The 19,028-nt window shown below is 71.0% G+C and carries 16 protein-coding genes; 7 read left to right on the top strand and 9 right to left on the bottom strand.

Translation table 11 applies throughout. The annotated features are described in order from the left end of the window. Nucleotides 1-192 precede the first annotated feature (192 nt). Genes FL311_RS14530 through FL311_RS14520 form a run of 3 tightly spaced genes read right to left on the bottom strand, consistent with a single transcriptional unit; the run spans nt 193 to nt 5,435 of the window. Nucleotides 193-1,110, bottom strand: a complete 918-nt coding sequence (locus tag FL311_RS14530) for a PhnD/SsuA/transferrin family substrate-binding protein (RefSeq protein WP_141325740.1) — start codon at nt 1,108-1,110, stop codon at nt 193-195. Beyond that, entirely contained in the window at nt 1,107-3,626 is a 2,520-nt protein-coding gene (locus tag FL311_RS14525; RefSeq protein WP_141325739.1) for a tetratricopeptide repeat protein, read from the bottom strand. The genes FL311_RS14530 and FL311_RS14525 overlap by 4 nt, the downstream gene beginning before the upstream one ends. An 18-nt stretch (nt 3,627-3,644) precedes the next feature. Beyond that, entirely contained in the window at nt 3,645-5,435 is a 1,791-nt protein-coding gene (locus FL311_RS14520) for a PP2C family protein-serine/threonine phosphatase (RefSeq protein ID WP_141325738.1), read from the bottom strand. Nucleotides 5,436-5,679: 244 nt separating this feature from the next. On the opposite strand from FL311_RS14520, the gene FL311_RS14515 reads away from it, so the two are divergent. The 4 genes from FL311_RS14515 (at nt 5,680) to FL311_RS14500 (ending at nt 9,601) form a co-directional block, all read left to right on the top strand. Further along, nucleotides 5,680-6,807: a metalloprotease gene (locus tag FL311_RS14515; protein WP_141325737.1), complete on the top strand. Its 1,128-nt coding sequence runs from the start codon at nt 5,680-5,682 to the stop codon at nt 6,805-6,807. Nucleotides 6,808-6,929: 122 nt separating this feature from the next. Beyond that, a complete protein-coding gene (locus FL311_RS14510) occupies nt 6,930-7,937 on the top strand; it encodes a thiamine pyrophosphate-dependent dehydrogenase E1 component subunit alpha (protein WP_141325736.1) in 1,008 nt (335 codons plus the stop codon). 3 nt (nt 7,938-7,940) lie between these two features. Beyond that, entirely contained in the window at nt 7,941-8,999 is a 1,059-nt protein-coding gene (locus FL311_RS14505) for an alpha-ketoacid dehydrogenase subunit beta (RefSeq protein WP_141325735.1), read from the top strand. A gap of 200 nt (nt 9,000-9,199) precedes the next feature. Then, complete coding sequence (locus tag FL311_RS14500) at nt 9,200-9,601, top strand: GNAT family N-acetyltransferase (RefSeq protein WP_228556873.1); 402 nt, start codon at nt 9,200-9,202, stop codon at nt 9,599-9,601. Nucleotides 9,602-9,659: 58 nt separating this feature from the next. Here the strand turns inward: FL311_RS14500 and FL311_RS14495 are convergent, their stop codons facing one another. Continuing rightward, nucleotides 9,660-10,028, bottom strand: coding sequence for a TIGR02266 family protein (locus FL311_RS14495; protein ID WP_141325733.1), 369 nt, complete (start codon nt 10,026-10,028; stop codon nt 9,660-9,662). A gap of 200 nt (nt 10,029-10,228) precedes the next feature. Here FL311_RS14495 and FL311_RS14490 point away from each other — a divergent pair, with 200 nt between their 5' ends. Both FL311_RS14490 and FL311_RS14485 read left to right on the top strand, forming a co-directional pair. Next, the gene (locus FL311_RS14490; RefSeq protein WP_141325732.1) at nt 10,229-11,092 is read left to right on the top strand and encodes a hypothetical protein; all 864 of its coding nucleotides are present in this window, start codon (nt 10,229-10,231) and stop codon (nt 11,090-11,092) included. A gap of 214 nt (nt 11,093-11,306) precedes the next feature. Further along, nucleotides 11,307-12,581: a GDSL-type esterase/lipase family protein gene (locus tag FL311_RS14485; protein ID WP_141325731.1), complete on the top strand. Its 1,275-nt coding sequence runs from the start codon at nt 11,307-11,309 to the stop codon at nt 12,579-12,581. Nucleotides 12,582-12,593: 12 nt separating this feature from the next. On the opposite strand, the gene FL311_RS14480 is transcribed toward FL311_RS14485, so the two are convergent. From FL311_RS14480 to FL311_RS14460, 5 genes are all read right to left on the bottom strand, one after another. Then, on the bottom strand, nt 12,594-13,301 hold the full coding sequence (locus tag FL311_RS14480; protein WP_141325730.1) for a hypothetical protein: 708 nt from the start codon (nt 13,299-13,301) through the stop codon (nt 12,594-12,596). Nucleotides 13,302-13,361: 60 nt separating this feature from the next. Next, nucleotides 13,362-13,826 carry a macro domain-containing protein gene (locus FL311_RS14475; RefSeq protein WP_141325729.1) on the bottom strand — a complete coding sequence of 155 codons (465 nt, stop codon included), beginning with the start codon at nt 13,824-13,826 and terminating at the stop codon, nt 13,362-13,364. Between the two features lie 10 nt (nt 13,827-13,836). After that, nucleotides 13,837-16,509: a phosphoenolpyruvate carboxylase gene (locus FL311_RS14470; protein WP_141325728.1), complete on the bottom strand. Its 2,673-nt coding sequence runs from the start codon at nt 16,507-16,509 to the stop codon at nt 13,837-13,839. Between the two features lie 74 nt (nt 16,510-16,583). Beyond that, nucleotides 16,584-17,051: a hypothetical protein gene (locus FL311_RS14465; RefSeq protein WP_141325727.1), complete on the bottom strand. Its 468-nt coding sequence runs from the start codon at nt 17,049-17,051 to the stop codon at nt 16,584-16,586. A gap of 82 nt (nt 17,052-17,133) precedes the next feature. After that, a complete protein-coding gene (locus tag FL311_RS14460; protein WP_141325726.1) occupies nt 17,134-18,006 on the bottom strand; it encodes an SDR family NAD(P)-dependent oxidoreductase in 873 nt (290 codons plus the stop codon). Between the two features lie 112 nt (nt 18,007-18,118). Between FL311_RS14460 and FL311_RS14455 the strand changes: the two genes are divergently transcribed. Further along, nucleotides 18,119-19,027, top strand: a complete 909-nt coding sequence (locus FL311_RS14455; protein ID WP_141325725.1) for a LysR family transcriptional regulator — start codon at nt 18,119-18,121, stop codon at nt 19,025-19,027. Nucleotide 19,028: the final 1 nt, after the last annotated feature.

The following is a 19,028-nucleotide window of genomic DNA, read 5'->3' as shown; positions in this document are numbered from 1 at the left end:
CCGCGGTCCTGTACGCCCCGGTTGGCGGGCGCGGCGCCAGGGCAATCGGTCTGTTGGACGAATTCGCTCACCTGCACGCTCGCGCCGTCGAAAAACAAGCTACCCCAGAGACCCCGCCGGGCCAAGCCGGTGATTCTCATTCCCTGGAAACTCAAGAGTGTTTCGGGCTGTAGCGTCCAAGGTTGCGTGAAATCAGTCGTCGGGCTGCTCGGCGGAGACGGCGAGGTCGCTGGTGAAGGACGGCAGCGAGGGCCCCAGCGCCTCGGCGCGGACGAAGACCTCGGCGTCCACGCGCGTGTCCGCCACGTCGGCGAAGACGGGCTGGCGGCGCGGGGGGCCCTGGGTGACGAGACGTCGGAAGTCCTCGAAGTCCTTGCCCTGGATGCGCGCGAAGGGCTCGAACGGCGCCACGGCGCCCACGGTGGGCAGGGCCTGCTCCAGGGCCTCCTTGTGGTTGCGCAGGTCCACCAGCACGGCGCCGGGGAGCCGGGCGCTGCGGAAGAGCACCCGCAGGTCCTTGTCCTTGGGGACATGGGACACGGGGACGAGCGCGGCCTCGGCGCCCTTGGCCTCGAGCATCTTCAGCGCGGACTCCACGTTGGGCACGGGGGACAGCTTGAAATGGCGCTGTGCGTCCAAGTCGCCGCCGAGCACCGCGTGGGTGACGAACTTGGGGTCGGCGGGGCCGGCGCCCTTCACCAGGGCCAGGCGCTTGCCGGCGAGGTCCTTCACCGCGCCCTTGTGGGTGGAGACGATGGCCCAGCGCTGCTGGGACTCCCCCGGGCGCGAGGCCCAGGCCAGGGGCGTGGCGCGCGAGCCCAGCTGCACGGCGGCCCAGCCCTCCACCACGGCGAAGTCGACCAGGCCGTCCGCCATGGCGCGCGCGAAGTCCTCGTAGCGGCCGAAGCTCTTGGCGGCGACGGGGCGGTCCAGGACCTCGGTGAGCTTGGCGGCCAGGGCCTCCGCGTACTGGAAGCGCTCCTGACCATCACTCAAGGTGGTGGCGAGGAAGACGCCCACGGTGGCCTTCTTGGGGGCCGCGGCGACGGCGGGGGATGCGACGAGGAAGGCCAGCGCGAGGATGGCCCACGGGAAACGAGGCGTCTTCATGGGGTCTCCTCCACCACGGCGGGGCCGTTGGACGGGACGCTGCCCGCGGGCTCGGCGAGGCCGTGCAGGCTCTGCAGTCGGTCCTTCCACTCGCGCACCTGGGCCATGCGAGGCCCGGTGCCGGAGGCGAGGTAGCGGCGCCAGGCGTCCACGGCCTCGGCCGGCTCACGGCGACGCTCCTGGGCGTCGATGCCCAGGTTGAGCGAGGCCACGGACACGGTCGACTCCAGCCGCCGCCAGGTGCTCAGCGCGTCGGACGTCTTGCCCTTGCGCCAGTCGACGCAGGCCAGGTTGTGCTGGACGAGCGCGTCCTCGGGCTCGGTGGCGAGCGCGGCCTTGAGTGCCTTCTCGGCGAGCTTCATGTTGCCGGAGGCGTAGGCCAGCGAGGCCTCGCGCCGGTGGAGCGCGCCCGTCATGGACGCAATCCACCTGGGCTGCCCCGGCATGGGCTTCTTGGCCGCGGCGGTGAGCTGCTTGCGGGCGGCGGCCACCTGCCCCTTCTTGTAGAGCACGAAGGCGTCCGCCAGCGCGCGCGTGTTGGGCCAGGCCCAGGGCTGCGCGGGGGTGAGCGCCTTCTTCAGCGCGGCGGCGGCCTCGGCGTGACGACCGGCCTCCGCGCGCGTCAGGCCCCGGGCGAAGAGGGCCAGCTTCGCCAGATCTCCCCGCTTGCCGGTGCCCAGCTTGTCCACCGCGTCGAGGTCGCGGTCGGCGCCCTCGGCGTCTCCCGCCTCCAGCCGGGCGAGCGCGCGACGCACCAGCACGCGCGGCAGGTTGGCCTGGGCCACGCTCGCGGCATCTCGCGACGGGCCCACCTCGGTGAGACGCTGCACGGCGGCGTCCACCTGCCCCAGCTCGACCTCCGCCAGCGCGGCGCCCACGGACGCCTCGGCCTGCTGGTCGGGCTCCTCCGTCTGCTTGCTGGCGAGGTTGAACGCCTCCAGCGCCGCCTGCGCGTCACCCGCGCCCAGCCGCGCGTAGCCCAGCAGGAGCTGGTCCCTCCACGTCGCGCCGGGCAGCGTGGCGCCCTGCTCCATCACCTTGCGCGCGTCCGCGTACGCGCGCGTCTCCAGCAGCGCCGCCGTCAGCCGACGGGCCATGACCGCGCCGCGGTCCAGGTCGAAGGCCCGGCGCAAGTCCCGCACCGCGTCGTCGGCGCGGCCTCCACCGCTGCGTTCTCTCGCGCGATGGGCCAGCGCGCGCGCCAGCCACTGCTTGGCGCCCGCGTGCTGGGGCTCCACCTGGAGCGCGTTGCCGTAGTCCTCGATGGCCTGGTCCCACTGGCCGGTGGCGAAGTGGTCCGCGCCCAGCAGCATCCACCCCAGGGCCTGCCGGGGCGCCATCTCCACCACGCGGCGGTGCACCTCCACCGCGCGCTGGAAGCGGCCGGCGCGGCGGTTGACGGAGCCGAGCGAGGCCCACAGGTCCACGCTGCTCGCGCCCGAGCGCACCGCGGCCTCCAGGAACTGGATGGCCTCCTCGTGACGGCCCTGCGCCTGCAGCGCCTTGCCCACCGCCATCTGTCCCAGCACCAGGCCGGGCTGCAGCTCCAGCACCTTGCGGTAGGCCTCCTCGGCGGCCGGGGCCTGCTTGCGCGCCAGCCGCACGTCACCCAGCAGCAGGTAGGCCGCGGGCGTCGCGCCCAGCTTCACCACCGCCACCGCCTCCGACTCGGCGCGCGTCGAATCGCCCGAGGCCAGGTACAGCCGCGCGAGCTTCTCCCTCGGCTCGGCGGCCTGCGGGAAGCGCGTGGCCACGCCCTCCAGCAGCGTGCGCGCCTCCACCACCTTGCCCTCCAGCTCCAGCACGCTCGCGAGCCCCAGCTGCACCGTGGGCGACTCGGGCCGCCCGGCCTGGGCCTGGGTGAAGGACGCGCGAGCGGCCACGGTGTCCCTGCGCAGCACGTGCGCGCGGCCGAGCAGCTCGTGGATCTGGAAGTCGTTGCCGGACAGCTTCGCGGGGCGCAGCGACAGGTAGCGCTGCAGCCGCGTCACCGCCGCGTCGCCCTGCTGGGCGTAGAGGTAGTAGCTGGCCAGGTAGTAGTGGACGATGAGGTGCTCGGCCTGGTCGGCCTGGGCCACCTTCTCCAGCATCGGCACCGCCTCCGGGAAGCGGCGCAGCTTGAAGAGGGCCACGCCCAGCGGATACGCGAGCGTCAGCTCGGACGGGTTCGCCGTGTGCACGGCGGACACGCGCTCCACGGTGCGCGCCCAATCCTGCAGCGCGTTGGCGGCGGAGCCCACGCCCGCGGCGGCGGTGATGGAGGTGGGCTCGGCGGCCAGGGCCTTCTCGAAGAGGCCCAGGGCCTTCCTGTACTTCTCCTCGGCCTCCTTCTTGTCACCGGAGGCGCTCGCGGCGCTGGCGGAGACCTGGGCCTGCTCGCCCTCCTTCACCAGCCGCTGCGACTCGGACATGGGGGGCGCGCGGTACTGCGCCAGGACGGGAGGACTGGCCAGCGAGGCCAGGAGCGCGAGCGCGGGGACGAGACGTCGCTTGGGGGTGTGGGGTGTGCGGCGCATGCGGGAGTCGTCCAGGGGTCAGGCGGGGCTGAACTCGGCGACGACGACGGTGATGTCGTCGCGCTGCGGCTGTCCCGCGCTGTGGGCACGGGCGTCCGCGAGCAGCGCTTCACGCAGCGCCTCGGCGGACAGGTGGGCATTGGCCTGCACCGCGGCGGCCAGGCGCTGGGTGCCGTACATGCGCCCTCCGCCGTCGCGCGCCTCGGTGAGGCCGTCGGTGTACCAGACGACGATGTCGCCGGGGCGAAGCTGGCCGTCGCGCGAGGTGAACTGCGACGTCACGGACGCGCCCAGCAGCGGACCGCGCGCGGGCAGCGAGGCCACCTGACCGCTGTGGCGGTTGAAGACCAGGGGGCTGGGGTGCGCGCCGGCCGCGTAGTCGATGACGCCGGTGGACACGTCGATGACGGCCAGGGCGCTGGACATCTGGTGCTCGCCGCGGCCCACGTTGGCCAGCGTCACGTTGAGCGCGGTGATGAGCATCCGCGCGTTGACCTCCGAGGGCTCGCGCAGCGTCATCGCCGAGGCGAAGCCGCTGGTGGCGCTGGTGGCGACCAGCGAGGTGGACAGGCCGTGGCCCGTCACGTCGCCGATGCCGATGACCACGCGCTGCTCATCCAGCGCGGCGCGGAACCACCAGTCGCCGCCGCACGCGTCCGCGGTGACGACGAGGCCGGCGATGCGCAGCGCGCCCACCTGCACCGCGTCGCGGCCGGGCAAGAGCGTCTCCTGGACGGTGCGCGCCAGCGACACCTCGCGCTCCAACTGCGCCTTGGCGCGCACGTCGTCGAGCAGCACCTTGATGCGCTCGGCCATGTGGTTGAACACCACGCCCAGCGTGCGCACCTCGCGCCCCGCGCCCCGCGCCGCCTGCGTGCGCGCGCCCAAATCCCCCGCGGCCAGCTGCATCACCTTGTTCGTGAGCATGCCCAGCGGGCGGGTGATGCGACGGCTCTGGAACGCGGCCACCACGCCCGCGAGCACCACGAACCCCAGCCCCAGGCCCAGCATGCGCACCGTGTTCGCGCGCACCGTGGCGCGCTTGTCCCGCTCCAGCTCCTCCAACTGCACCTGGAGCGCGCGCAGCGAGTAGCTGATGACCACCAGCCCCTTGCCGCTGCTGGAGCCGTAGTCGATGGGCTCTTGAATCTCGTACACCGGCTGGTCGCGGTAGAAGGCCTGCACCAGGCGCTGCTCGGCGACGCGGCCGGTGGGCGCATCGGACTCGGCCGCGCCCGCGGCCTTCGGCTCGCTGTCCGCCATCACCACGCCCTCCGGGGCGAGAATCTGGACGCGGAGGATGTTGGGGTTGGTGGTGACGATGGAGCCGGCCACGCCCTCCAGGAAGGCGTAGTTGTTGTCGCGCAGGTTGGTGACGGAGGTGAGCGCCAAGGTCTGCCCCACCGTGCGCCCCAGCTCGCGGGCCTGCTCCTGGATGCGCTCGGTGGAGCGGCGCGCGGTCTCCTCGAACTGGGACTGGGTGGACGCCACCGACAGCGCCGCCAGCAGGCCCACGATGACCACGACGAGCGCCGTGGTGGTGAGCAGGAGGATCTGGTCCAGCCGGGGTCCGCGGATGGCGGCGACGTTGGGCAGCTCCCCCGCCTCCAGCGGCGCGATGAGCGTGCCCGTCTGCTCGGCGTGGGGCAGGCCCACGTTGGAGGTCAGGCGCGTGGCGGTGGACTCGCGAGAGCCCGTCAGCTCCCGGGTGCCTGTCCTCTCGGCCGGTGGTGGGGCGGCTCCCGCAGACGTGCCAGGGGACGTACCGGACTCCGGCGCGGGGTTCAGACGCGTGTTCGTGCTGGACAAGGACACACCCGGAAGGGCCACGCCCGAGGCGCGGCGGGAGCGAAAAAGAGTCGCGACTCTAGCGCACTTCTCCTGCTTCGCGAGGTCCTGCCCCCCACGACACGTCTCCGCCACCGCGCGGCGCGACGTGCCTTGACGGGTGTGGCCCGCATCCTGTTCAGCGAGGACACTTCACGTCCGGTGAGTGTCGGGCGAGGCCCTTCACCCGGCGTCCGCGCGCGGGCCCGGTTAGGCTCGCGGGAGCATGAAGCCGCTCTTCCACGTGGCGCGAACGCCCGTTCATCTCCAGCCGCTCTTCTTCCTCACCGCGCTGGCGACGGGCTGGGACTTCGCCGCGGAGCCAGGCCGTCTGGCGATGTGGCTGCCGGTGGTCTTCGTGTCCGTGCTCCTCCACGAGCTGGCCCACGCCTGGGCGCTGCGCCGCTTCGGCTCCCCGGCGAGCATCACCCTCCATGAGCTGGGCGGCACCACCCGGGGCTCGGACCGGCTCACGCACCGCCAGTCCGCGTGGGTGAGCCTCGCCGGGCCCGCCGCGAGCCTCCTGGTGGGCGGGCTGGCGTGGTGGGCCTCGGACCTCGCCTCGCCGGGAGGGCAGCCGGGCCTGGGCGGGGCGCTGCTCCAACAGCTCCTGTGGGCGAACTTGGGCTGGGGGCTCTTCAACCTGCTGCCGGTGCGCCCCCTGGATGGCGGGGACTTCGTCGCCTCGCTCGTGCGCCACCGCGCCGGCTATCGACACGAGCGGGGGCTCCAGGTCCTCGGCGTCCTCACCGCGGTGGCGCTGGTGATGGGCGCCATCGTCACGCGCACCGTCTGGATGGGCGTGCTCGCCCTGATGCTGGGGTTCAGCAACGGGCGCAGGCTGCTCCAGCGCCAGCGCGAGGCACGCCTGAAGCCCATCACCCCACCCCGCCGTCCCCTGGCGCGCGAAGGCTCGACCGAGGGCGCCATCCCGCTCGACGCGCTATTGGGACGCAAGCCCGCCGCGGCCAAGACACCCGAGCCGGGCCCCGAGCACGCGCGCGCCTCCCCGCGCACGGTGGCCAGCGACGAGGACGTCCCCCACGACGCGGGCAGCGTGGGCCAGCTCCTGCTCGACAGCGGCCTGGCGGACCTCGCGGTGCGGCCCCTCCAGGAGTCCTTCACCCGCGAGCCCTCGCCACGCGCGGCCCACGCGCTGGCCCTCGCCCTGTTGGAGGCCGGACGCACCGCGGAGCTGGAGTCGCTGCTCTCAGGCCCCCAGGCGCCGCTGGTCTCCGACGAGACGCTGGCCGCCGTCGACGCGCGGGCCCACGTCCTGGGCCACGCCACGCTAACGGACCGCGTCACGGCCCTGCGACGTGGCCGGGCTCCTAAGTCGGATGAGCGAGGCTGATTGCCGCGCCGCGCCACCGGGCCCGGCCGGGTGGTGGGAAGCCGACGCGGCATCTCTCGCTTGAGAAATGGGGGCGCATCCGGGTTATAGGGGCGTCCCCTCCAGATAGAGGAAGCCCGCGCGTGTCTCGACCCCGACTCATCAAAGAATCGTCCGCGCCGCTCCAGCTGGACAAGGAGCTGCTGGTCCGCATCCACGACCTCATGGTCAAAACGCGCGTCCTCGAGGAGCGCCTCATCCAGATGTACAAGCAGGGCCATGGGTACTTCTGGATTGGCGGTCCCGGCGAGGAGGCGTTCAACGTCCCGCTCGGCCTGCTGATGAAGAAGGGCCAGGGCCCCGAGTACGACTACCTCCACGCCCACTACCGTCAGTCCGGCACGCTGCTGGCGCTGGGCGAGGAGCCCATCGGCGCCCTCCGGCAGATGAAGAACACGGCGTCGGACCCGTACTCCGGCGGCCGCAACTTCGCGGGCCACTTCTCGCTGCGCAAGTACAACGTGGCCCCCGTCAGCTCGCCCATCGAGGTGCAGTACGCCATCGCGCCGGGCACGGCCATGGTGCAGAAGCGCGTGGGCGGCGACGGCATCACCATCGTCACCGGCGGCGACGCCGGCACGGCCGAGGGTGACTTCGCCTCCTGCCTGGTGTGGAGCAGCCGTCCCGCCAACCCGCTGCCCATCCTCATCATCGTCACCAACAACAAGTGGGGCATCTCCACGTCGGCGGAAGGCCAGCACGGCGAGCCCCGCGTGAGCGAGCGCGGCAAGGCGTTCGGCATCCGCTCGAAGACCATCAACGGCAATGATCCCGTGGAGGCCTACCAGGAGCTGAAGGAGGCCATGGAGTACGTGCGCAAGGAGCGCAAGCCGTTCCTCCTGGAGGCGAACGTGTCGCGCCTGTACGGACACTCGTCCGCGTCCGGCGCCAACTACGTCTCCGAAGAGGTGGACTGCCTGAAGAACTTCGAGGCGCGCCTGGAGCAGGACGGCGTGCTGACGCGCCAGCAGATGGACGAGCTGCGCAACCGCTACACCGAGGACATGGCCGCCGCCGCCCGCATCGCCCGGGACGAGCCGCTGCCGGGCCCCGAGACCATCTGGAAGCACATCTTCGCGGAGGACAAGTAACCCATGGCCAACATGGCACAGGCCATTCGCATGGCCCTCCACTACGCCGAGGAGAACCTGGGCGTGACGGACATCTTCGGGGAGGACGTCGGCGCCCCGCTGGGCGGCGTCTTCACCTGCACGCAGGGCCTGAAGACGACGTGGAACTCGCCCCTGGACGAGCGCGGCATCATCGGCGCGGCCATGGGTATCGCGATGGGCGGCGGCCGCCCCGTCGCCGAAATCCAGTTCTGCGACTACGTCTACAACACCATCGACCTGTTGAAGCTGGCGGGCAACACCTGCTGGTCCAGCAACGGTGACTGGAACCTGCCCATGGTGGTGCGCACGCCGGTGGGCAGCGGCATCCGCGGGTCCATCTACCACTCGCATTCCTTCGACGCGACGATGACCCACATCGCCGGGTGGAAGGTGGTGATGCCCTCCACGCCGCTGGACGCGTACGGCCTGCTCATCTCCGCGTGCAAGGAGCAGAACCCGGTCATGTTCCTGGAGCCCAAGGCGCTGTTGCGCGTCAAGGGTGAGGAGCGCATCCCCGGCGAGCCGGACGATGACCGCGCGCTGTCCAAGGCCATCGACGCGCCCCTGGGCGACCGCAGCCAGTGGAAGCCCGCCTGGCCCGAGGGGCTGGAGGCGTTCGCCATCCCCATCGGCAAGGGGAAGCTGGTGCGCGAGGGTTCGCAGGTGACGGTGGTCAGCTACGGCCGCACCCTGCCCCTGTGCGCGCGCGCCGCCGCGCTGCTCGCCGACGAGGGCATCAGCGTGGAGGTCATCGACCTGCGCTCGCTGTGGCCGTACGACTGGGAGATGATCAAGGCCTCCGTCCAGAAGACGGGCCGCGTGCTCTTCGTCAACGAGGACACCGAGGTGACGAACTTCGGTGAGCACCTGGTGCGACGCACGGTGGAGGAGCTCTTCTACTCCCTGCTCGCGCCGCCCCGGCTGCTGGCCGGCAAGTTCATCCCCGGCATCGGCCTGGCCGACACGCTGGAGATGGCCTCCGTGCCGCAGCAGAACGACATCACCGACGCCTTGCGCTCGCTCGCCGGCGAGCAGCCCTAGGCGTCGTACCCAGTGCCCCCGTGTGGGCTGTCCGCCCACGGGAAAAGTCCCGGGCCGCCGTTCCTCTTTGGAGGAGCGGCGGCCCTTTCGTTAGACTGCCAACTGCCTTGTCACAGCCAATCGTCCGGACCGTCAGCCCCGCGGGCGCAGAAGCTCCCGCCTTCCGCATCCGCCGAGCCCGTCGCGGCGACGCCGAGGCCATGGCCTTGTTGCTTCGCGAGCTGGGCTACCCCCAGGGAACGGACCAGCAGACGGTCCACTGGGTGGTGAGCCATCCGGAGATTGAAATCTTCGTGGCCGGAGACCCACAGGACAAACCCGTGGGCATGCTCTCCTTCTCCCACCGGCCGCAGCTGCGGTTGCGCGGGCGCGTGGGCACCATCGACGAGCTGGTGGTGACGGAGTCGTGGCGCCGCCGGGGCGTGGGCCGCGCGCTCATCAAGCAGATATTGGAGCGCTGCAAGGTGCTCAGCGCGCGCCAGCTCCAGCTGGTCTCGCCGATAGCGACCACGCCGGAGGTGCGCAGCTTCTATACGGCGTGCGGCTTCTCCGAGGTCGACGCGGGCGTGTTCCGCCACCTGGAGACGGAGAAGAGCCGCTGACGGTGCTGCCCGTCCCTCGCGCCCCGGGTTCTCTCCGGGGCCGAGGCGCACGGTGACGTCAGCGCTTGATGCGCTCCACCACGTTGTGTAGCCGGACGCGGTCGTCGTCGCTCACGTCCGTGAAGCGCACGCCGATGGCCTCCTGCTCGTCGCGCACCCACGCGATGACGCCGGTGAGGTCGAACTGCTCGCCCGCGATGTCCATGGACAGCCGCACCTGGGCGCCCACGTCGTAGGCCTTGCGCGTGCGCAGGCACAGGCCGCCCGCGGACACGTTGATGGAGAACACGCGCAGCGCCCTGGCCGCGTCCTCCGCCTGGGTGAAGCGAACCGCGAACTTGGCGGCCACGCGCTCGTCCGCGCGCCGGTTCGCGTACGCGGCTGGGTCTCCCGATGACATCTCTGCTTCCGCCGCCTTGCTAGTCATGTGCACCCGCTACCCCCAGCCGTCCGCCGCTGGCGACCTAATGCCTTCCCGAGGACCGACGGGATACTGACGCGCCGAGCCACCCCTTGGGCATCGGTCATCCAGCAAGTGTCCGCTGCTTTCCAGGCTCGATTCAAGAGGGCCCCCACGAATGGGCGCCATCAGGTAAGTCCTCACACAGTTCGATTCGGGAGTTCGGGATGCGTGCGTGGCTCGCGGTGTTGACGGGGACCCTCTTCCTGGCGCTCGTCACGCCTGGGTGTGATGACGACGACAAACAGCCGGGCCCCGGGCAGGGTGACTCCGGGGTGCCCGGAGACCCGGACGGCGGCGGCGCGGGTGATGGCGGCGTGAGTCCCGACTTCGCGTGCAACGTCGCAAGACAGGAAGGCTGCGGAACCGGCCAGAGCTGTCACTTCGCGGACCTGTCGGGCGGCAAGACGGGGAGCCGGTGCTTCGCGGCGGCGTGCGACGTGGTGCTGCAGAACTGCGCGCAGGGGCAGCGCTGCACGTACGTGAGCACGGGCGCGGTGACGGAGCGCCGGTGCGTGGAGGCGGGCACCGTCGCGGAGGGCGCGCGTTGCACGCTGTCCCCCACGGACGGTGGGCCGGAGTTCGACACGTGCGCGGCGGGCCTGTTCTGCAAGGACGAGCGGCAGGACGACGGCGGCGTGGGCTTCTTCTGCCGGAAGCTGTGCCACACGAGCAGCCAGTGCGCGGACGCGGGCGAGTGCAACACGGTGCTGCGGCTGGCGGGCACGTCGGAGCTGCCGCTGTTGTGCGGACCGCGCTCGCAGCCGTGCGACCCGTTCGCGCAGGGCTGCGCGGCGCCGCTCAGCTGCTACCCGTCCTCGTCGGGTCCGGTGTGCGCGGGCAGCGGGACGCGCGCGACGGGTGAGGCGTGCGACTTCAGCAACCAGTGCGCGCCGGGGAGTGCCTGCGTGAACACGGGGCAAGGGCTCAACTGCCGCCCCCTGTGCAGACCCTCCAGCTCGCCCGCATGCACCACCGGGACATGCCGTCCACTGAATGACAATCCTGGGGTGGGAGCCTGCATCCCATGAAGCGCGTTACCCACGTGGGGCAACGTCCGCCACCACGTGGGTGCGTTCCAGACTCACGCAAGCGCCGCGGGTTCGCGTGACAGGGAAAGCGGTGTCTCCATCTCGCCCGGAGACCAAGGGAGCGTGCGCCGCGAGCCTCGGGACTTGCGCGCATGTTCGGTGGTCGTCGCGGGAATGAGCGGTGTACATCGTGCGTCGTCGGGAGGGAGCGACGATGCGAATGTGGCGGACGTGGCTCGGTGTCCTCGCGTGCGTGGGTGGCGCGCAGTTGGCGTGCACTCCCAGTAGCCCCGAGGACCCGTTGTCGGAAGAGCCTTCTCAAGAGCAGGGTGAGTCCACGAACGCGCCGGATGCCTCCGTGGACGTGGCGCCGCCATTGGTGCTCAACGACGACGGGCACGTGAGCACACCGCCGCCGCCCGCGCCGCAGCCGCCGTTACCGAGCATCGGCTTCCAGCCGGGCTTCCATCAGGCGCTGCGCTGGTCCCATTACGTGGGCGGTGTCACGACGTTCCGCCTGCGCGTGCCGGTGGCGCGCGCCGGAGAGCGGCTCCAGGTGACGTTCCGCGCGGGGGACGGGAGCCTCACGCTCCAGCGCGCCACGGTGGCGAAGGCGGGCGTGGACGGCTCGCTGGTGTCGGCGCCGGTGGCGCTGAGCTTCGAGGGCAAGCCGGGCTTCAACGTCGGCGCGCGCGCGCTGGTGACGTCGGACCCGGTGGTGTTCCCCGTGGGCTTCCGCGAGGACGTGGCCATCACCTTCGAGGTGCGCGGGGCGCTGGCCGCCAGCGCCATCAACGCCTTCCCGGGCAGCTTCGCGCGAGCGGGCACGCATGCGCTGGTGACGGGCGCCCTCGGCGGCGAGCCCTTCGAGCGCTCCGTGGGCGTGGCCTCGGTGCACGTGGAGGGCCCCACGGGCCGCGCCTTCATCGCGCTGGGTGACAGCATCACCGAGGGCTACGTCGACCTGCGCAACGACACGCGCAACGCCTGGCCGGCGCTGGTGGAGGCGCAGCTGGGCGTGCCCGTGGTCAACGCGGGCGTCAGCGGCCAGGGCTTCTACGACGCGCTGAGGCTCTTGTCCGACGAGGTGCTCGCGGTGAAGGGCGTCACCGACTGCCTGGTGCTGCTGGGCACCAATGACTTGGGCGACGCGGGCGCGGAGGAGCAGATGGAGACGCGGATGCTCCTGCTGGTGCAGCGGCTGGAGCCCTTCTGCCGCGTGTGGGTGAGCACGCTGTTGCCGAAGGAGAAGACGAACTACGGCGCCTATGACTACGTGAAGTCGCAGCGGCTGGGCTTCAACGCGTGGCTGCGCGGCGGCGGCACGAGCACGGACGTCATCGACCTGGAGTCGGTGATGCGGCAGACGAGCAACGTGCACCTCTACCTCGACGGGCTGGGCATCGACGGCATCCACCCGAGCACCGAGGGCCACCGGGTGATGGCGGCCGAGGTGGTGCGCACGCTGCGCGAGCGGGGCGAGCTGTAGCCCCGCTGTGGCTCAGCGGGGTCCGAGCACGTTGTTGAGGACGAGCAGCTCCGCCAGCGCTGGCGGAGCCAGCACCCAGTCGTTGCCCGTGGGCACCCAGCGCACGGGCGCGCCCGCCTGCTCCAGCACGGCGTTCACCCGCTGGAGCAGCGGCTCGAAGGTGGTGGCGGGCGCGTCCCAGTCCCCCTCGCCCGCTTCGACCTCGTGTCCACCGGGGTCCACGACGAAGGCCTCGCGCCCCTGGAGGGGCCGCACCGCGAAGCCCGGCAGATAGGGCTGCAGCGCCGCCTCCAGTCGCTCCAGCAGCGCGCCGTCCTTGTACGGGTGGGACAGCTCCCAGTCGAAGAAGGTGGGCAGCTGCGACGTCAGCTCGCTGCGCAGCGGGTCCTCACGGCTCTGGCGCCAGTGGTGCTCGGCGAGCTCCAGCGCGGTGGCGGGGACCTTCAGCTCCCACTGCTCCAGCTTCGCGAGCAGCTCCGCCATGCGCTCCACCAGCTCGTACGGCGGCTCCGCGCGCGTCACCCACGCGACCTCCGTCACGGACTGACCGCGACGCTGTCCCGTCACCCGGTCGCCCTTGCGCAGTTGGAAGGGAGGCGCGTCGGACTCCGGCTCCGGATAGAGCGGGGCATGGAACGGCCCCTCTCCCGAGTCCGGGCGCAAGAGCGCGAAGCCGTGCTGGGCGTTGACGTCCTCCACCGTGAATGCGTCCCTGGCCATCCCGACCTCGTCTCGAAAGCCGTTGAAGACGTCTGTGTTGGAGCGCTGAAGGTTACGTCGTCAGCGCCGGAAGCGCACCACGCGCACGTCGAGGTCCCCCGCCTCCGCGTCCAGGACCTGCCTCATCAGCTCGAGCGCGCGCGTCTCATCGAAGCTGCCGGAGCCCGCGCCGATGATGGGGAAGGCCACGGAGTGGAGGCCCTGCTCACGGGCCCTCTCCAAGGCGCTGCGGACCGAGTCCTGGATGGAGCGCTGGGAGGCTCGCCAGAGCATGTCGATGCCCGCCACATGGATGATGGCCTTGAAGGGCAGCCGCCCCGCGGAGGTCACCACCGCCGAGCCCAGGGGCATGGGGCCCGCCCTCGCCACCTCTCGGAAGGGGCCCACGCCACCCCGTCGCTTGATGGCGCCGGACACCCCCTGCGGCAACAACAGCCACCAGGGGATGATGTTCCGGTTCCAGGCATTGACGATGGCCTCCACCGGCTGGTCCAGCAGGTCGCCTTCGCAGACAGAGACGGGCATGGCGCGGACTCTAACCGGTGTTGCGCATGCCGGCCGCGATGCCGTTGAGCGAGAGCAACAGCGGCCTGTCGCAGTCACAGTCGCTCTCGCGCTTGCGGCGCAACAGCTCCACCTGGAGGAAGGACATCGGGTCCACGTACGGGTTGCGCAGGGCGATGGCGCGCTGGAGCTGGGGGTTGTTGTCGAGCAGCTTCCCCTCCCCCGTCAGCCGCTTCACCTGCCGACGCGTGCGCCGGTGCTCCTGCTGGATGCGACGCCACAGGGCCTTCGTCGACGCGGGGGCGAGCGCCGCGTAGCGCCCGGCGATGGCCATGTCCGACTTGGCCAGCACCATGGTGACGTTGTCGATGACGGCCTTGAAGAAAGGCCACTGGCGGTACATGCGCTTGAGCAGCGCGGGCCCGCCCGGCTCCTTCGAGAAGGCCTCCAGCGCGGAGCCCACGCCGTACCAGCCCGGGACGATGGCCCGGTTCTGCGTCCAGGCGAACACCCAGGGAATGGCGCGCAGCGACTCGAGCCCTCCGGCCTTGCGCTTGCTGGGGCGCGAGCCGATGGGCAGCGCGGAGATCTCCTCCACGGGCGTCGCCGTGGTGAAGAACTCCAGGAAGCGAGGGTCCTCCCACACGAGCGCGCGGTAGGCCTTGCGCCCCGTCTCGGCCAGCGTGTCGAACGTGGCGCGGAAGGTCTTCTCGTCCTCCGGCGTCGGGCGAGGCTGCGCGTCGAGCAGGTGGGGCAGCACGCCGCCCAGGATGAGCTCCAGCGTGCGGCGCGCCAGCTCCGGGCGCGCGTACTTGTGGTCCAGGGCCTCGCCCTGCTCCGTCGCCTTGTAGCCACCGGCCACGGCACCGGGAGGCAGCGCGAGGATGGCCTCCTGGGCGGGGCCACCACCGCGGGCCACGGACTCGCCGCGACCGTGGAACAGGCGCAGGGGGACACCGGACTGGGCGGCCGCCTCGGTGAGCGCGACCTGGGCGCGATAGAGCGCGGCGCTGGCGGCCAGCAGCCCCACCTCCTTGCCCGAGTCGCTGTAGCCGACCATGACCTCCTGGAAGCCGCGCGCGTCGACGTGCTTGCGGTACTCGGCGTTGGCGAAGAGCGTGCGCAGCACGTCGGGGCCACCGTCGAGCGCGCCGAGCTGCTCGAAGAGCGGGACGACGTCCACGGTGGCGCAGCCGCGCTGCTCGTCCCACAGGCCCGTGAGCTTGAGGCACTTGAAGGCCGCGAGGACGTCCTCGGCCGTGCTGGCCATGCTGAGGATGAGCGTGCGGCAGGCGGGCTCACCGGCCTCGGCCTGCGCCTCGCGCAGCTTCTCCAGCACCGCGAGCAGCCGCTTGCCGCCCTCGGAGGGAGCGGGACCTCCCGCGTCCAAGGAGGCCGCCGCGCTCACGGCATCCTCCGCGGGCACGCGAGCCTCCAGCTCCGCCAGGGACAGTCCCAATGCGAGGACACGCTCGCGCATGCGTCGCACCTGACGCAGGCCGGACTTCGCGGCCTTCGCCTCCTCGAGCGAGCGGGACAGCAGGTCCAGGTCCGCGAGCAGGGCCTCCGGCGTACGATAGGCGCTGGCCGGCATGGGGCCCGCGTCACCGGTGCGCTGGGCCAGCACGTGGCGCAGGGCCTGGTTCAGCCGCTCCTCCATGAAGCGCAGCTTGCGGCGCCAGGGCTCGCCGATGGTGCGCGGCCCCAGGCGCTGCTCGGCCTCGGGGAGCTCCTTCGCGTCGCGCTCCAGGGAGGCGATGAGCTCCGCCGACGGCTTCGCATGGCGCTCCGACTGCGAGAGCATTCCACCCAGGCGCTCCAGGCCTTGGGTCAGCAGGCGCAACCCTCGTGCACGGTGGGCCCGCAGCGTGTCCGCGAAGACTTCCGGTGTCACCAGCGGGTTGCCATCCATGTCCCCGCCGACCCACGAGTGGACTCGCACGGGCGTGTCCACCTGGCCGAGGGGTTCTCCGTAGGCGCGCTCGAAGGCCCAGTCGAGCAGCTCGGGCAGCTCGGAGATCTGCTCGGCGATGACCTCCTCGACGTACCAGAGGGCGTTCTTCACCTCGTCGCCCACGGTGGGCCGCTCGCGGCGCAGCTCGTCCGTCTGCCACAGGGTGGTGATCTCCTCGCGGAGGGACTCCACGTTGGCGGCGCTCTCGCGGGGCGTCAGCTCGCACCGGTCGCGCTCCTCGAGCAGGCTCGCCATCCGGTAGAGCTTCTCGAGCAGCGTGCGGCGCACGGCCTGCGTGGGATGCGCGGTGAGCGTGAGCGTCACGTGCATCTGGCGCAGCGCCTCGCGGACGCGGGTCGCGGGGATGCCCGCGTCCTTGAGCGACAGCATCGTCGCCTCCAGCGAGCCACGCTGGGGCGTCGTGGACTCGGCGCTGGAGTACGCGCGAGCGCGGCGGATGCGGTGGTGTTGCTCGGCGAGGTTGACGAGCTGGAAGTACACCGAGAAGGCGCGGAGCACGGGCTCGGTGCGCTCCAGCGGAAGACGCTTGAGGATCTCCGCGAGCTCGGCGGCGGAGGCGCGTCTTCCCGCCACGGGGCCGCGTCGTCGCTGGATGGCGAGCCGACGGACCTCCTCTTCCAGGTCGAACAGGTCCTGACCTTCCTGTTCGACGAGCACCTCTCCCAGCAGTCGCCCGAGCAGGCGGACATCACGACGCAGGGGCTGATCCACGGCACGGACACGGGCCATATGCCCTGGAAACTAACGCCTTCCACCACGGGCCGCGCGGGCAATGTCCGCGGGCCCGTCGTTTCTCGTCCACCTCAGAACCCAAGGTACTCGAGTTCATCATCGGTCAGCTGGTGCAACGGCTGCCGGCTCAGGACCTCGCCAGTCTCCGGGTGGTTGTACAGCTCCGAGTCCGGAAGGTTGCGCAGCACCAGCTCCAGCTTTCGAATCTGTCCTCGCTCCGAGTCGATCATCTCCCCTTCCTTGATGAGGTTGGCGATGACGCCCGCGGGCACGATGGCTTCACTCGAGGAGCCGCCCTGGCTCTGATAGGAGACGAACTCGGACTTCTTGTGCTGGAACTGGATGACCAGCGCGGCCAGACGCTCGGAGTCGATCTGGTACTCCGCGCGGATGCGGCGCATCCGGCCCTCGCGGTCCTCGATGCGCGCCACCAGCTCCTTGACCTTCTTCTGCATCGCCACCCGAAGGTCGGGGGTGGTCTTGGTGTTGTAGCGAACGGATTCGAACAACTCTGACGGTCGTTGAATGTTGTAGCCCATGGGTCCTGCTCCTCGTTGGGTTCGACGCGGGTCGAGCGCGCCGACGGCTCGAACGAAGCGGAGCTGACCGGGCACCACGCGGCTACGGCTTCACCTCGAAGGCCGTCGAACGGGCGAGTGTCTCCATCCGGTCGACATCGGCGGCGACGAGGGACAGCTTGGCGCGAATCTGTTCGACGGCGTCACCGCCCAAGGGCAGCCGCAACGGAAGCTCCGCGCTCGGCCGTGCGATGACGTCGGCCATGACCCGCGCGGCCTTCACGGGGTCCCCGCCCTGCTTCCCATCCGTCTGGCGCACCCAGGTGCGCAACTGCCCCACCGTTCCCTCGTAGGCGCCCATCGCGGGCATGTGGCGGAACGAAGCGCCGAACAGCGAGGTGCGGAACGTGCCCGGCTCCACCACCAGCACGCGAATCCCCAATGGCTTCACCTCCTGCGCGAGGCTCTCGGACATCCCTTCCAGCGCGTGCTTCGCGGCGCAGTACGCACCGAAGCCCGGCGCGGAGGAGAGCCCCGCGACGCTCGAGACCTGCACGATGGTGCCCGAGCCCCGTGCCCGCATGTGCGGCAGCACCTCTCGCGTGGTGGTGACGGCGGCGAAGAACATCAACTCCATCGTCGCGCGAAGGTCCTGGTCGCTCGTTTCCTCGATGGCGCCGAGGATGCTGAAGCCCGCGTTGTTGACCAGCACGTCGATGTGGCCGAAGCGGGAGATGGCGGTCGTCACGGCGTCGCGCACCTTCTCGGGCTGCGTCACGTCCAGTTCGACGAGGCGCAGCCGCCCCGGGGCCGACGAGGCCAGCTCCGCGAGGACCTGCGGTTGCCTCGCGGCGGCGACCACGCTGTCACCACGCCGGAGCACCTCCTCGACGAGCGCTCGCCCCAGTCCCGAGGACGCCCCCGTGATGAACCAGACCTTGTTGGAGGTGGACACTGAAGAACCTTGGCTGCCCATGGTGGACTCCTTCGACTGCGAGTTCGTTGACGCGGTTCAAACTAGGAGTCCGGGGGCCTCGTGATTAGCGGTGGAATTGCGATGGGTTTTTAAGTTTCGCTAAAAGATGCACATGCGAGACGACTACTCGGGGCTGAACGCGCTGGCGGCGGTGGCGGACAAGCGCAGCCTCACGGCCGCGGCGGCCCAGTTGAGCGTGACGCCGTCGGCACTCAGCCAGAGCATCCGGGCGCTCGAGGAGCGGGTAGGCGTGCGACTGCTCCAGCGCACGACGAGGAGCGTCGGTCTCACGGAGGCAGGCGAGCGTTTCCTCGCGCAGCTCCGGCCCGCGATGGCGAGCATCCGCGCCGCCTTCGAGTCACTCGACGCGGTGCGCGGGCGTCCCTCCGGCACGTTGCGACTCAATGTGCCCCGGCTGGCCATCGCGGCGGTGCTCGACTCCATCCTGGGGGGATTCCTCGCGGCGAATCCGGAGCTCAAGCTCGACATCGTCGTCGACGACGGCATCACCAACATCGTGGAGCACGGCTTCGACGCGGGTATCCGACTCGGCGAGATGCTCGACAAGGACGTGGTGGCGCTTCGACTCACCGACGACCTGCGCATGACGGTGGTCGGCTCACCCACGTATCTGAGCGAGCGCGGACGGCCCAAGCATCCACGGGATTTGCACGCGCACGACTGCATCAACTACCGCCACCTCAGGAGTGGCACCGTGTACCGCTGGGAGTTCAGCGACAAGGGCCGGGACCTCACCGTCGCCGTGGAGGGGCGGCTCGTCGTCAACGACAACGAGCTGATGGTTCGTGGAGCACTCGATGGCGTGGGGCTCGCGTACGTCATGGAGCACACCGTCGAGCAGGAGTTGGCCGACAAGCGCCTCGTCCGGGTGCTCTCCAACTATTGCCCGCCCTTCCCCGGCCTCTTCCTCTACTACCCGAGTCGGACCCAGCTTCCGCTCAAGCTTCGAGCGCTCGTCGACTACCTGCGGGCCCGACGCTCCGGAGCAAGGACCACCTGAC

Origin of the sequence: Myxococcus sp. AB025B, assembly GCF_006518215.1 — a bacterium.
In the GTDB taxonomy this organism is placed as follows: Bacteria; Myxococcota; Myxococcia; order Myxococcales; family Myxococcaceae; genus Myxococcus; species Myxococcus fulvus.
This window is presented reverse-complemented; position numbering and strand designations above follow the sequence as displayed.

Excerpts from the sequence above, each read along its gene's own strand:
- FL311_RS14480 (WP_141325730.1), bottom strand. The coding sequence starts at position 13,301 with ATGGCCAGGGACGCATTCACGGTGGAGGACGTCAACGCCCAGCACGGC.
- FL311_RS14465 (WP_141325727.1), bottom strand. The coding sequence starts at position 17,051 with ATGGGCTACAACATTCAACGACCGTCAGAGTTGTTCGAATCCGTTCGC.
- FL311_RS14525 (WP_141325739.1), bottom strand. The coding sequence starts at position 3,626 with ATGCGCCGCACACCCCACACCCCCAAGCGACGTCTCGTCCCCGCGCTC.
- FL311_RS14460 (WP_141325726.1), bottom strand. The coding sequence starts at position 18,006 with ATGGGCAGCCAAGGTTCTTCAGTGTCCACCTCCAACAAGGTCTGGTTC.
- FL311_RS14455 (WP_141325725.1), top strand. The coding sequence starts at position 18,119 with ATGCGAGACGACTACTCGGGGCTGAACGCGCTGGCGGCGGTGGCGGAC.
- FL311_RS14470 (WP_141325728.1), bottom strand. The coding sequence starts at position 16,509 with ATGGCCCGTGTCCGTGCCGTGGATCAGCCCCTGCGTCGTGATGTCCGC.
- FL311_RS14530 (WP_141325740.1), bottom strand. The coding sequence starts at position 1,110 with ATGAAGACGCCTCGTTTCCCGTGGGCCATCCTCGCGCTGGCCTTCCTC.
- FL311_RS14515 (WP_141325737.1), top strand. The coding sequence starts at position 5,680 with ATGAAGCCGCTCTTCCACGTGGCGCGAACGCCCGTTCATCTCCAGCCG.
- FL311_RS14485 (WP_141325731.1), top strand. The coding sequence starts at position 11,307 with ATGCGAATGTGGCGGACGTGGCTCGGTGTCCTCGCGTGCGTGGGTGGC.
- FL311_RS14500 (WP_228556873.1), top strand. The coding sequence starts at position 9,200 with ATGGCCTTGTTGCTTCGCGAGCTGGGCTACCCCCAGGGAACGGACCAG.
- FL311_RS14475 (WP_141325729.1), bottom strand. The coding sequence starts at position 13,826 with ATGCCCGTCTCTGTCTGCGAAGGCGACCTGCTGGACCAGCCGGTGGAG.
- FL311_RS14505 (WP_141325735.1), top strand. The coding sequence starts at position 7,941 with ATGGCCAACATGGCACAGGCCATTCGCATGGCCCTCCACTACGCCGAG.
- FL311_RS14495 (WP_141325733.1), bottom strand. The coding sequence starts at position 10,028 with ATGACTAGCAAGGCGGCGGAAGCAGAGATGTCATCGGGAGACCCAGCC.
- FL311_RS14490 (WP_141325732.1), top strand. The coding sequence starts at position 10,229 with ATGCGTGCGTGGCTCGCGGTGTTGACGGGGACCCTCTTCCTGGCGCTC.